Annotated in this window: 9 protein-coding genes; 1 reads left to right on the top strand and 8 read right to left on the bottom strand. The window is 57.4% G+C overall.

Translation table 11 applies throughout. The annotated features are described in order from the left end of the window. The first annotated feature begins 23 nt into the window (after positions 1–23). Positions 24–722 (top strand): hypothetical protein, encoded by a 699-nt coding sequence (locus tag AAC019_RS00780; RefSeq protein WP_339896633.1) that lies wholly within the window; start codon positions 24–26, stop codon positions 720–722. A gap of 39 nt (positions 723–761) precedes the next feature. Here AAC019_RS00780 and hldE read toward each other — a convergent pair whose 3' ends face one another. The 8 genes from hldE to AAC019_RS00740 form a co-directional block, all read right to left on the bottom strand. Next, positions 762–2,192, bottom strand: a complete 1,431-nt coding sequence (gene hldE / locus AAC019_RS00775; protein ID WP_339896632.1) for a bifunctional D-glycero-beta-D-manno-heptose-7-phosphate kinase/D-glycero-beta-D-manno-heptose 1-phosphate adenylyltransferase HldE — start codon at positions 2,190–2,192, stop codon at positions 762–764. Positions 2,193–2,233: 41 nt separating this feature from the next. After that, complete coding sequence (gene msbA, locus AAC019_RS00770; protein WP_339896631.1) at positions 2,234–4,009, bottom strand: lipid A export permease/ATP-binding protein MsbA; 1,776 nt, start codon at positions 4,007–4,009, stop codon at positions 2,234–2,236. Positions 4,010–4,022: 13 nt separating this feature from the next. Further along, positions 4,023–4,838 (bottom strand): glycosyltransferase family 2 protein, encoded by an 816-nt coding sequence (locus AAC019_RS00765; protein WP_339896630.1) that lies wholly within the window; start codon positions 4,836–4,838, stop codon positions 4,023–4,025. Beyond that, positions 4,804–6,126, bottom strand: coding sequence for an O-antigen ligase family protein (locus AAC019_RS00760; RefSeq protein WP_339896629.1), 1,323 nt, complete (start codon positions 6,124–6,126; stop codon positions 4,804–4,806). Before AAC019_RS00760 ends, AAC019_RS00765 begins: the two co-directional genes overlap by 35 nt. Before the next feature lie 195 nt (positions 6,127–6,321). Then, entirely contained in the window at positions 6,322–7,377 is a 1,056-nt protein-coding gene (gene waaF / locus AAC019_RS00755) for a lipopolysaccharide heptosyltransferase II (RefSeq protein ID WP_339896628.1), read from the bottom strand. A gap of 8 nt (positions 7,378–7,385) precedes the next feature. Further along, positions 7,386–8,315 carry a branched-chain amino acid transaminase gene (locus AAC019_RS00750; protein ID WP_339896627.1) on the bottom strand — a complete coding sequence of 310 codons (930 nt, stop codon included), beginning with the start codon at positions 8,313–8,315 and terminating at the stop codon, positions 7,386–7,388. A 62-nt stretch (positions 8,316–8,377) separates the two neighbouring features. Then, the gene (gene glnE / locus AAC019_RS00745) at positions 8,378–11,326 is read right to left on the bottom strand and encodes a bifunctional [glutamate--ammonia ligase]-adenylyl-L-tyrosine phosphorylase/[glutamate--ammonia-ligase] adenylyltransferase (RefSeq protein WP_339896626.1); all 2,949 of its coding nucleotides are present in this window, start codon (positions 11,324–11,326) and stop codon (positions 8,378–8,380) included. A 16-nt stretch (positions 11,327–11,342) separates the two neighbouring features. After that, complete coding sequence (locus AAC019_RS00740) at positions 11,343–13,112, bottom strand: type II/IV secretion system protein (RefSeq protein ID WP_339896625.1); 1,770 nt, start codon at positions 13,110–13,112, stop codon at positions 11,343–11,345. Between the last annotated feature and the right edge of the window lie 12 nt (positions 13,113–13,124).

Genomic DNA, 13,124 nt, shown 5'->3' with positions numbered 1-13,124 from the left:
CTTTTGCGCACCGGCCCACTATCATGAAAACCATACCCGCTTTTCGCCCTCTCCGCTTTTTTTGGCTCCAAAGCCTGTTACTGCTGGCGCTGATAGCCATCATTGGCTATTACCTGCCGCTGGATGACGAGCTTACCCAACAAGCCGCACAAGAGGGCGGCCTAATCGATCGCACCTCGGCAGTGGGGTATCTGGTGTGTGCCGGACTCATGCTTTTGCTCGGCGGCACGCATGTCTTAAAAAACCACTACCCATTGATAATAGCGGTGACGCTACTCGGCCTGCGCGAGCTGGATTTTGACAAACGCTATTCCACACTGGGCCTGTTCAAATCGGCCACATTCCGCTCGCCGGATGTCTCGCTGCTGGAAAAAGGCGTCACGCTGGTGGTGGTATTGCTAGTTATATGGCTGGCCATTACGCTGATTGTTAAATACCTACGCCCGCTTCTGACACGAGCCGTACAATTTAATATGGTGGCAATCAGTATTTGTTGTGCTGGCGGGCTATTGGTAGTGGCACGAACTCTGGATGGCATCGCGCGTAAACTGGGAGAGTTCGGCATCGACGTCAGCGCACACACCGAAGTACACACCACCATCATCGAAGAAGTGTTCGAGCTGGGCGCGCCCTACTCGTTGATTATTGCGCTGTTTTGCTATTTGCAAATATATCGTCGCGGCGCATTGAAAACGGCCGCACAACAAAAAGCCGAGGCCTAACCCCGGCTTCTTCGGCGACGCCCTCACAGCAACGATAACTTAGCGCTGCTTGTTGGTAATGGTCTCTATAATACCGGTGGTGGAGCAATCATCGTAAAAGCGCAGCACCGCCACCTCGCCACCGTACTGTTTGACAATGGGCCCGCCGACCACATCATCCTCGGTATAATCGCCGCCTTTCACTAACACATCCGGGCGCAGCTGGCGCAGCAAACTCTCGGGGGTGTCTTCAGTAAAGCTGACCACCCAGTCCACCGCCTCGAGCCCCGCTAACACCGCCATACGGCGATCTACCGGGTTAATCGGGCGCAACGGCCCTTTGAGCCGTTGCACCGACTCGTCGGAGTTAATCGCCACCACCAAACGATCACCCAAGGTGCGCGCCTGCTCCAGATAACCGACGTGGCCGGCGTGAATAATATCGAAGCAGCCGTTCGTAAACACAATTTTCTCGCCCTGGGCGCGAGCTTCCGATAGCGCCGACACTAACTGCTCGGCACTGACCACGCCGCGCTCGACACCCTGCTCGGCACCCACGGCGCGGCGCAACTCCGGCCCACTGATGGTAGCAGTACCCAGTTTGGCCACAACCAAGCCAGCCGCCAGATTCGCCAGGCCGGTGGCCTCAGCCAATGAGCAACCAGAGGCAATAGACGCAGCCAGCACCGCAATCACGGTGTCGCCGGCGCCGGTCACGTCAAACACTTCACGCGCGCGCGCAGGCAAGTGCAACTCGCTCTCGCCTGGGCGAAGCAGAGTCATACCCTGCTCGCCGCGGGTAACCAACAACGCCTGCAAATCCAGCTCGGCCATGAGTGCCGACGCTTTCTCAACTAACACGCGCTCGGTCGGACACGCGCCAACGACAGCTTCGAGCTCGTGTAAATTAGGGGTTAACAGAGTCGCTCCGCGGTAGCGGCTAAAATCGGTACCTTTGGGGTCGACCAATACCGGTACCTGCTGTGCCCGGGCGAGGCGAATTAAAGATTGGCAATCAGCCAGTGTGCCTTTGGCGTAGTCGGACAACACCAATGCGCCCACACTGGGCAACATGGCCTCGGCTTTAGCCGCGAGCTCGGCGGAGTCGGCCGCGGTAAAAGGCTGCTCAAAGTCCATTCGCAACAACTGCTGATGGCGACTCATCACCCGCAGTTTGGTAATGGTGGGCTTGGCCTTCGCCACCTGAAAGTCGGTGCGGATATTGGCCGCCTGTAATTGACCACACAGCACGTCGGCGGCCTCATCGGCCCCCACCACACTGATGAGCGAGGCGCCCGCGCCTAGCGCCGCCAGGTTAAGCGCGACGTTACCGGCCCCGCCGGCGCGATCATCGGTTTCATTTACGCGCACCACGGGCACCGGCGCCTCGGGGGAGATCCGCGAGGTGTCGCCGTGCCAGTAGCGATCGAGCATAACGTCGCCAACCACTAAGATTTGTGCGCGGTCAAATCGCGCTGCAGGAAGCTGCATAGTCTGTATGCCCTTTCGCCAGACGAATAATAAAAAGTTGTCTATCGCGGCGCTAATGCGCCATCCAGTGAGGCGCTGTGCAAACGCGCATAATGCCCATTCATGCCCATTAACTCTTGATGAGTACCCTGCTCGACAATCTCACCCGAGTCCATCACCACAATTTTATCGGCCTGCTCAATGGTGGAAAGTCTGTGGGCAATCACAAAAGTCGTGCGCCCCTTCGACACCGCCTCAAGCGCTTGCTGAATGTAACGCTCGGATTCGTTATCCAGCGCCGAGGTCGCCTCATCTAACAGCAAGATAGGCGCGTCTTTTAAAATGGCCCGGGCAATCGCCAAGCGCTGACGCTGACCACCGGACAAGCGGGTACCGCCCTCGCCAATCAGGGTATCAAAGCCCTGTGGCAGCTGCTCGATAAACTCCAGCGCATAGGCCAGCTCGGCGGCTTCGCGAATTTTTTCGTCGCCAATATTCTGCAGTGCCCCATAGGCAATGTTATTGGCAACCGTATCGTTAAACAGCACCACATGTTGCGTTACCAGAGCGATTTGCTCGCGCAAATTGGCGAGTTGATAATCGCGAATGTTTACCCCATCCACCTCAAGCGCGCCATCAAACTGATGATAAAAGCGCGACAACACACTCACCAACGTAGATTTACCACTGCCGGAGCGCCCCACCAACGCCACCGTCTCGCCGGCGTTCACCTCCAGCGACAGATTTTTCAGCACAGTGGTGTCATCGTCGTAAGCAAAACTTAAATTGCGGATCGACACCTGCCCGCTCACGCGCTCCACCCGATAGCTGCCTGGGTCTTCTTCAGTTTCTTCGTCCAACACCTGGAATACACTGTCGGCCGCCGCAACACCTTTTTGAATCACCGGGACAATTTCACTGAGTTGACGCATAGGTTTTAACACCATCCCTACGGCCATAAAATAGGCGATAAACGCGCTCGCGTCGTTAATCTCGATATAGCCTAGCGCCACCCACAACAGCGCCCCCATGGATAGTGCCACCAGGGTTTGAATTAACGGCGTATTGAGGGTCGTGGTTAATACAATTTTTATGTTCTGCAGGTAGTTGCGCCAGCTGGCCTCGGCAAAGCGGCGCTTTTCATATTCCTCGCCACCAAAGCTGCGCATTACCCGATAGCCGTTGATCATCTCCGAGCTAACCTGAGTAATCTCGCCCATGCTGTGTTGCACTTTGGTGCTCAGGCGGCGCAGGCGTTTGCCGACAAACCCCACCAACGCCGCAATCAGCGGCACCACCGTCATCATTAATAGCGTCAGCGCCCAGTTTTTGTAAAACAAATAAGCCAGCAGCGCGATCACGGTGGTGCCTTCGCGAATTAGCGTTTTTAACGCTTCGGTCGAGGCCGTGGTCACATTGTTAACATTAAAGGTGATCACCGACATCAATTGGCCCGAGTCATTGCGATCAAAATACTCACCCGGCAAATACACCATGTGGCTAAACAACTGCACCCGCAGCGTATCGACAATGCGAAACGATACTTTGGCGATCAGGTAGTTGCCGACAAAGCCGCCCATGCCGCGCACCACAATAATGCCCAAGATAATGGCAGAGGGTACCCACGCTGGGCCGCGCTCTTCGGCTTCGATAAAGGTCAGCAGGTAGTCAAGAAACTGCGCCATGGCCGGCTGCGCCGCCGAGTAAACGAGAAAGCCCAACACACTAAAAATAAACAGCGTCCGGTGCGGCTTAAGGTAGGCCAAAAGCCTGAGGTAAACCGTCAGCGAAGCCGTCTCCGATGCAGCATTGGGGTTATTGGTTTGTTTGCGACTCATAGGCCCTTCAGTTTCAGGGTGAATGGGGCTGGGAGCGGGAGCGCACCCAAAGATCGGCGTATTTTACAAAAGTCGAGTGGGACATCACTACCGCGATTAAAAACCCCTGACCGCCATCGAGAAACCCCCGGCGCAACAGGTACATACGTATAAAACACGACAACCCGTGACCGAACGCAGACCACAGCGAGCAGGTGCGCCCGGCCTCGGCACGGGCAATGGCCCACTGCTCCGCATACAGAGCCGACTTGTTCACTAGATGGCGTACGTTGTCGTACACCAAGTGTAGCAAGTCACCCGCCAGGCGATGCTCCGGTAAATTATCCCGGTTACACAAGCGCTCGTGCACACGGGTATCGTCAAAGCCCGCCAGAGTACGCGGATACAGCCTGGGAATCCAATCGGGATACATGGCGGTGTGCCGCATATAACGACCAAAACACCAGCTTAAGCGGTTTAAATAATAGATAGCGGAAGGGCCGGTAAGGGCGGCCGCGATACTGTATCGCAGCTCAGGAGTTACACGCTCGTCGGCATCAATCATCAACACCCAATCACCGCGTGCTAAAGCTTGCGCCCGCTGGCGCTGTACACCAAAGCCCTGCCAATCCGTATTGACCGTCACCCGAGCGCCATATCGCTCGGCGATCGCAACCGTCGCATCGTCACTGCCAGAGTCCAGCACCACAATCTCGTCGGCAAAATCCAGGCTCGCCAAACAATCGGCCAACTTATCAGCTTCATTTTTGACGATGAGTACGGCCGATAAGCGAACCGCCTCCGGCTTGTCGCCCTCACCCAGCACGGTGAACCTCGGGGCTTGGCTCAAGGGGTGCGACACCGCTTCGTTTAACGTAAGACGCCACGGTACGCCGCTCGGCTGCGCGCAAATACGCCCACAGCACCACCATATAAAACAAGTACACCGTCACGCCGCTGTTATGACGAAAAAACGCCTGAGTTAACCCAAATATGGCAATAGACGAGCATAAAATCATCCCCGCAACAGCGTAACAATCACCCGCACCTCCGCGAATAAATTTACGGGCAAAAAGCATAAAGGGGACGGCATAAATCAATAACAAGGCGAACAGGCCCGTAATGCCCCGGCGCAAGAATACATCCAGAGCGTCACTGTGCACATGATCGTAGTGGCTGATAATCATCCGCGAGCGGTCGTCATCAATCAAACCGGTGAGCTTCTGGCCGTAAGCGGATTCACCCCAGCCCAAAAGTGGTTTTTGCACGGCCAGCTCGGTTCCGGCGCTCCACATCTCAAGCCGCATACCCACCGAACTACTCATACGCACACCGTTAGAATAATCTTTATAATCCTCCACGGCGCGGTCAATACGGCCCTGAACTCCGGTTTTCGGCACTAAGTACAGCACCGTTAAACCCACCGCAATCACCGCCAAAGCCACGGCCAGAGTTCGTTTCGGTAAATACCGCCGGTAGGACAGATAGAGCAACATAAGCATTATCGGCAGCGCCAGCCAGCCCCCTCTCGCACCGGAGACCAACGATGCGATCGCCCCTGCCACGGCCGCCAAACACAGCGCGACATACCAGTAGTGAGCGTAGCGCTGCTGACGCGCCCAACCAATACCCGTTAAGCACAGCACCCCCATCAGCAGCGATAAATTGCCAAACTGGATCGGGTTCATAAAGCCACCGGCACGAATCCGCCCTTCGACCAGCATTTGCCACAGCGCCAGAGAGCCGCCCGCCAGCGTCCCCACCACCAGCGCCCCCCACCAATACTGCTCCCGCGGAGGGTAGGCAAGTAAATACAGCAGCACCGGGACAATCAATAAAAATCGGCTCGGCTCTTCAAACGAGCTACCGGCCAGCTGATGATAGGCGCTAATCGACCCCGAAACGACAAAGTAAAACAGCAAGGTAGTGATAAGCAGCCAATCAGAGCGCTCAAGGTTTAAGCGTGGCCGTTTAATAAACAAGATAGGCACACCGCACAAGAACAGCAGACCAGGAGCATAGGAGTAACCCGAGGGGATCGCCAGGCAAAGCGCAACAGCCGCGGCAACAGTGTAAGAAGCATAACGACATAACGGCGTAAAAGGCGCAACAAATTCAGCGGCGACTGTCGGTTTCATTAATTGATCTCACCTACACCTTTGCAAGGCTGCTTATTGTTGCCCGCGATGTCATCAACAGATTACAGACTTATAACGAGGATAAGCGCTGGCGCCGCAACGTGGTAATAGAGCGACTAAACGCCGGCGTATTGAAGCACAAAACGCCCCCAGCCGATAGCAACACCCACTCAAACACTGTGAAAAACTGTAACATCAAGGGCTAATGGCGCCGCTGGTCACGTCCGCCAACGCCCGCAGCACCCGGGCAGAATCCAACTCACGCAGGCAGCGCAAGTGCCCCAGTGGACACTCGCGTTTAAAGCAGGGTTGGCACTCGAGCGCCTCCGAGACCACAGCAACGCGATCGCTTAGCGGCGGAGTAAAGCCCGGTGATGTCGAGCCGTAAACGGCCACCAGCGGCAACCCTAGTGCCGCCGCAATGTGCATCAAGCCGGAGTCATTACTGACCACAGCGCCCGCCGCGGCCATCAGGTCAATCGCATCCGCCAGACTCGTGCGCCCGGCCAGCGAGTAGCACGCGTGCCGCTCAGCCTGTGGCACTAAATCGCAAATCGCGGCGGTTACCGGTTGATCTTTTTCGGAGCCAAATAGCCACACTTGCCAGCCCGAGGCAATCGCGCGGGCGGCCACCTCGGCATAGTGCTCAGCAGGCCACTGTTTTGCCGGGCCAAACTCAGCCCCCGGGCACAGCGCCAGCACCGGCCGGTCAAGGCTTAGATCATACTGCTCGCACAGGGCGGGCAGAGCCTCTGAGCTCGCCCGCAAGTCCGGACGCGGTATGGCCTCGGGTAGTGCCGCACCCGGGGCAAACGCTAACGCGGCAAAGCGCTCGACCATAAGCGGGTAGCGCTTGGGGTCGAGTTTGCGAATATCATTGAGCAAGCCAAAGCGCATTTCACCGCGCCAACCGGTGCGTGTCTCAATGCCGGCAAACGCCGGAACCAAGGCAGACTTAATCGAGTTGGGCAGCACAAAGGCATGATCGTAACCGCGCTGGGCAAGCGCCTTACCCAGCCGGTAACGCTCTCCCAGCATCAACTGACCGTGACCGAGGGGCATATCAATGCTGGTATCCACCTCTGGCATACGCTCTGTCAGAGGGCGGCTCCAGGCAGGTGCCAATACATCGATGGGGCTGTCGGGGCGCTGCTGGCGCAAAAGCTTAAACAAGCTCTGCGCCATCACCATATCGCCGACCCACGAGGGGCCGACAATCAGGGTGCGTGCGTTGGAACGGGGCTTACTCACCGGGGCCATTAATCTGTAATCGGGGCCAACCAGCCTTTGTGTTGCGGTAGACGACCTTTAACCGCATCGAAGTACAGGCCTTGCAGCTGCGTGGTCATAGGCCCGCGCTTACCTTCACCAATAGCGCGGCCGTCCAGCTCGCGAATCGGCAGTACTTCGGCTGCCGTGCCGGTAAAAAAGACTTCATCGGCCACATAAACTTCATCGCGGGTAATACGCTTTTCACGCACTTCATAGCCGCAATCAGCCGCCAGGGCGAAGATCGTGTTGCGAGTAATACCGTCGAGGCAGGAGGTGAGCTCCGGGGTGTAAATAATACCGTCGCGGATCACAAATACGTTTTCACCGCTACCTTCAGCCACATAACCTTCGTTGTCGAGCAACAGCGCTTCTTCACAACCGCTGTCGAGCGCCTCTTGCAAGGCCAACAGCGAGTTAATGTAGTGGCCGTTTGCTTTCGCTTTACACATGGAGATATTCACATGGTGGCGCGTGTAGCTGGAGGTGCGCACTTTAATACCCAGGTCGCGCGCCTCGGGCGACATATACGAGGGCCAATCCCAGGCCGCCACCATCACATGCACCTTGAGGTTATCGGCGCGCAGGCCCATGCCCTCAGAGCCATAAAAAGCCATGGGGCGCAGGTAGCTCTCGTGCAGGTTGTTTTCCCGTACGACTTGCTTTTGCGCGGCGTTGAGCTGCTCTTTATCGAAGGGCAACTTCATACGCATAATATGGGCCGAGCGGAACAACCGGTCGGTGTGCTCTTTAAGGCGGAAAATACAAGTGCCGTCTTCGGCAGTTTCGTAAGCACGAACCCCTTCAAACACACCCATGCCGTAATGCAGGGTGTGGGTCAGTACGTGTACCCGCGCATCGCGCCAAGGTACCAGTTCGCCATCCAGCCAGATTACGCCGTCGCGATCGGCAAATGACATAGCCAACTCCTAAAAATATTCACAGTAAAATAAGGGAAGGGCGCGATGGTTTTAGCGAGCCGTTAGGTTTGATCCGGACTCAGCATTAACGCTTGCCACACATCAATCACTTGCCGACGTTCGCTGGCAAACTCATCTTCGCCTTGCAGTACCGCCTCCTGGCGTTGTAACGCAAGGCGGTGTCCGGTGGACCGATAAGCCTTGTAGGCTTCAATCAGTTGGGCAACTGTCTCAGCGGCCATTAGGCCAACTTGCTCCAGTGTCTCCAGGATCCGGATGTTGTCCGTGTACTGGGTAAGCTCGGGCGCTTTTTGGGCCCACGCCAAAACGGCATATTGAACCATAAATTCAATATCGACGATACCTCCAGCATCTTGCTTAAGGTGAAATAATTGCCTGTCACCGTTGGCGCTGCCCAGGTGTGCCCGCATTTTCTCGCGCATCTCGATAACATCGCGGCGCAGCGCCGGCTCATCGCGCGGTTTAACCAGCACCGCCTCACGCACTTTGGCAAAGCGCTCCATCAGCGTCTGGTCACCGGCCACCGGACGGGCCCGCACCGCCGCCTGATGCTCCCAGGTCCAGGCCTCGGTAAACTGGTATTTTTCATACGCCGCCAGCGAGGTCACCAGCATCCCGGAGTTGCCGGACGGACGCAGGCGCATATCCACCTCGTACAACTGACCCGAGGCCATTTGTGTGGTTATGATATGAATCATGCGCTGACACAGGCGAGTGTAAAACGTTTGATTGTCGACCGATTTGTCGCCGTCAGTGCTGCCCTGGGTGTCGGTATCGTGAATAAATACCAAATCCAGGTCCGAGCCGTGGCCCAACTCAATGCCCCCGAGCTTGCCATAGCCGACAATAATTAGGTTGGGCTCGCGCTCTTGAGTGCCGTCTTTGCGGCAGGGGTAGCCATGACGCGCCACCATGTTCTCCCAGGCGACGGCCAATACGTGCTCTAAAATCACCTCGGCGATGTAGGTCAGGTAATCGCTGACCTTCATCAGCGCTAACGCACCGGTGACTTCACTGGCAGCCACCCGCAGGGCGTGGGCCGAGCGAAAATAACGCAGCGACTCCATGTGCCCTTCTAAGTCGTCCCAGCTCATGCGCAGCACTTCGCGCCGCATCTCATCGCGCAGCTCGTCTTTGGCCGGCGGCGCATAGAGGCTTTCTGGGGTCAGCAGCTCATCGAGCAAAATCGGATGCGCCGCCAACTGATCGGCAATCCAGGGGCTGGCGGCACTGAGCCTTACCAACTGCTGCATGGCGGTGGGGTTTTCCACCAGCAACACCAAATAGGCGCTGCGCCGCGCTACGGCTTCGACGAAGGGCAGCACCCGCTTGAGGCCCTCGGCCGCTTCAATCTCGGGCGCCTGATCCAGCGCGTGTAACAGCCGCGGCATAAAAGCGTCCAACCGCGTGCGACTCGAAGCCTGCATCGACAGCACCGGGCGGCTCTGGCGCAGGTCCTCCAACAGGGCGAGCACACGCTCGGCGTTTACCCAGTTGGCCTCGCGCAACACCTCAAGCGCCTGCTCGTCCGGGCCGGTGGCCTCCCACACCGAGAACCACGCATCCAGCGACTCACTGTCCACCTCGTGCTCCGAGTCCGGGTCGGCAATGACCTGCTGAAACTCGTTATTAACACGCTCACGGTGGATTTCAAGATCGGCAAAAAACGCCGCCCAATCTGGGTAGCCCATCACCCGCGCCAAGCGCAAACAGCCAAGCTCATCAGCTGGCAACGACTGAGTTTGGCGATCCTGATAACCCTGAATCGCGTGCTCGGTATTGCGCAAAAAAACGTAGGCCTCAAGCAATTGTTTGCCTGCCCCGTCAGGTAGGTATTTTTCCTGCTCCAGCAGTGGCAGCAACTTACACACCTGCCGCTCGCGCAGGGCTAAATCACGCCCGCCGCGAATCAGCTGAAACAGCTGCACCACAAACTCGACCTCGCGAATACCGCCCACGCCGAGCTTTACGTCAGAGTCCATGCCCTTGCGCTGCACCTGACGGTTAATCAGGCCTTTCATGGCGCGCAGCGACTCAATCACACTAAAGTCGACGTACTGGCGATAGGTAAACGGGGCCAACAGTTGCATTAGTTCATCGCAAGCGGGCTCGCCCCCGGCAACCCAAGCCACCGGCCGAGCCTTAATCATGGCGTAGCGCTCCCAGTCCCGCCCCTGGGATTGATAGTAGCTTTCCATGGCATCAAAATTTTGCACCAGCGCACCACTTTGTCCGTGCGGGCGCAGCCGCATATCAACGCGAAACACAAAGCCGTCGGCGTTGTTGGCATCCAGACTCTGAATCAGCTTTTGCCCCAGGCGGATAAAAAACTCTTGGTTGCTTAAGGTTTTTTTCTCGCCGTTGGTTTCGCCCGCCTCGGGGTAGGAGAAAATCAAATCAATATCGGAAGAAACGTTTAGCTCGCGGGCGCCCAACTTGCCCATCCCCAACACCACCAGCGGCTGAACCGCACCGGAGCTCTGCCCCACTGGCTCGCCAAAGCGCTCGATCAGAGCGCGGTAGTGCCAATTGAGCGCGCCATGAATCATGGTGTCCGCCACCGCCGACAGCTCGGCGGTGGTCTCGGTCATGCTCGCCGCGCGAGTAAAATCGCGCCAGATAATACGCACCATAGCGCGGTTACGTGCCAGCCTTAAAGTGCGATCCAGCGCGGCCTGATCGGCACACTCGGCAAGCTTAGTAGCGAGAGCGGCGATATCGTCCTCTGTTTGCGCACGAAACAACTCGCCGCGCGCCAGAGCGGCCAAGTGCCCGGGATTAATACTCAGAGTTTTTGCCACAAACTCGCTGGTTGCCAACACATAGCGCAGCTCGGCGTTAAATTCAGTGGCCTCGGGAGCATTCGGGGCGCCCTCAAGTAACGTCTCGGGGCGTTCAATACCCTCTCGGGTCAGGGCTTCTTGTAGCTTCTCGAGCCAACTATCGGCACTGGCTGTTAATTCTGCCGGCAAGGTCCATCGCTCGCTCATGCTTGCTCCTAGTATTTTAATTTGACTGCGGCGGGGCGACCCGCAGCACTTCTTCCAGGGTGGTTAAACCAGCGGCAATTTTTTGCGCGCCGGATAAACGCAATGTACGCATCCCCTCGCGCATGGCCTGCTTGCGCAACGCCTGCAGGTCGCAACCCTCGGTAATTAACTGTTTTAGGCTATCGGATAACACCAGAATCTCAAAAATGCCTTGGCGCCCCAGATAACCGGTGTTGCGACACTCCAGGCAGCCCACCGGGCGGTACACCACCTCGGGCATATTCACCTTCCAGGGCATCACCAGCGCGCCCCACTCTTTTTGCGGAATCGTGCCCGGCTCTTTGCAGTGCGGGCACAGGGTTCGCACCAAGCGCTGGGCCATGACGCCGAGCAAGGTGGCGTTAATAAGGTACGCCGGCACACCCAAATCTAGCAGGCGCGCCACGGTGGCGGGTGCGTCGTTGGTGTGCAGCGTCGACAACACCAGGTGGCCGGTTAACGCGGCCTGCACGGCCATTTGCGAGGTTTCCAGATCGCGCATCTCGCCCACCATAATAATGTCCGGGTCCTGACGCATCAGCGTGCGGATACCGGCGGCAAAATTCAGCTCGATCTTGTGGTGCACCTGGGTTTGGTTGAAGCTCTCTTCCACCATTTCGATGGGGTCTTCGATGGTGCTGACATTCACCTCGCTGGTGGCCAACTTGCGCAGGGATGAGTAAAGCGTGGTGGTTTTACCCGAGCCGGTCGGGCCGGTGACCAGGACGATGCCGTTGGGCTTGCTGGTCATTCCCTCCCAGCGGGCAAAGTCGTCGCCCACCAAGCCCAAGTCGTGAAAGCTGCGCAGCAGTACCTCGGGGTCAAAGATGCGCATCACGAGTTTTTCGCCAAACGCGGTGGGCAGAGTCGACAAGCGCAGCTCTACCTCACTGTCATCGCTGCGGCGGGTTTTAATGCGGCCGTCCTGGGGCTTGCGCTTCTCGGCAATATTCATGCGCCCCAGTACTTTAAAGCGGCTGGTCACCGCCATCGCCACCGACGCCGGCAGCTCGTAGACGTCGTGCAACACGCCATCGATACGGAAGCGGATACGAGCCACCTCGCGACGCGGCTCGATATGGATATCACTGGCTCGCTGATCGTAAGCATACTGTAACAACCAATCGACAATATTGACCACGTGTTTGTCGTCGGCGTCCGGGTCGCCCAGAGTTTTTAGCTCGACCAGCTGCTCAAAATTGGTCGCGCCGGAACCGCCGGGGCCGCCACTGGCGCCCGAAACCGAGCGCGCCAGAGTATAAAACTCTATACTGAAGCGATCGATATCAGCCGGATTGGCAAACACTCGCCGCACCCGGCGACGAGCCACATGCTCGACCTGAGGCTCCCACCCGGCTACGAAAGGTTGGGCGCAGGCAATCACGACTTCGTCGGGAGTTACTTCAACGCACAGTATGCTGTGGCGCTTAGCAAAGGCATAAGAGACCACCGAGGTCACTTGGGAGACGTTTATTTTGAGCGGATCGATATGCACCACTGGCAGCCCGGCGCGCCCGGCCAGCCAGTGGGTAAGGGTTTCACCGTCGAGCAACTTGTTGGGGCGGGTTAAATCCTCAACGGACTGGCTGGCAATATACGCCAGCGGGTGCATGGCGGCTTGCTGGCGGTTGCGGTTGGCGCCTTGCAGCAAGTTAGCGTCTTCCTGGCTCATGCGGCCTTCGCTCACTAAATCATTCAGCAGCGAGCGCAAATCCAGCACCCGGTCAGTCGCTACCTTTTGCGTCATACCTTACTCCAT

It is taken from the genome of uncultured Gilvimarinus sp. (assembly GCF_963975215.1).
Classification (GTDB): Bacteria; Pseudomonadota; Gammaproteobacteria; order Pseudomonadales; family Cellvibrionaceae; genus Gilvimarinus.
This window is presented reverse-complemented; position numbering and strand designations above follow the sequence as displayed.

Coding starts and splice junctions, on each gene's coding strand:
- msbA (WP_339896631.1), bottom strand. CDS start 4,009: ATGAGTCGCAAACAAACCAATAACCCCAATGCTGCATCGGAGACGGCT.
- glnE (WP_339896626.1), bottom strand. CDS start 11,326: ATGAGCGAGCGATGGACCTTGCCGGCAGAATTAACAGCCAGTGCCGAT.
- AAC019_RS00750 (WP_339896627.1), bottom strand. CDS start 8,315: ATGTCATTTGCCGATCGCGACGGCGTAATCTGGCTGGATGGCGAACTG.
- AAC019_RS00740 (WP_339896625.1), bottom strand. CDS start 13,112: ATGACGCAAAAGGTAGCGACTGACCGGGTGCTGGATTTGCGCTCGCTG.
- hldE (WP_339896632.1), bottom strand. CDS start 2,192: ATGCAGCTTCCTGCAGCGCGATTTGACCGCGCACAAATCTTAGTGGTT.
- AAC019_RS00760 (WP_339896629.1), bottom strand. CDS start 6,126: ATGAAACCGACAGTCGCCGCTGAATTTGTTGCGCCTTTTACGCCGTTA.
- AAC019_RS00780 (WP_339896633.1), top strand. CDS start 24: ATGAAAACCATACCCGCTTTTCGCCCTCTCCGCTTTTTTTGGCTCCAA.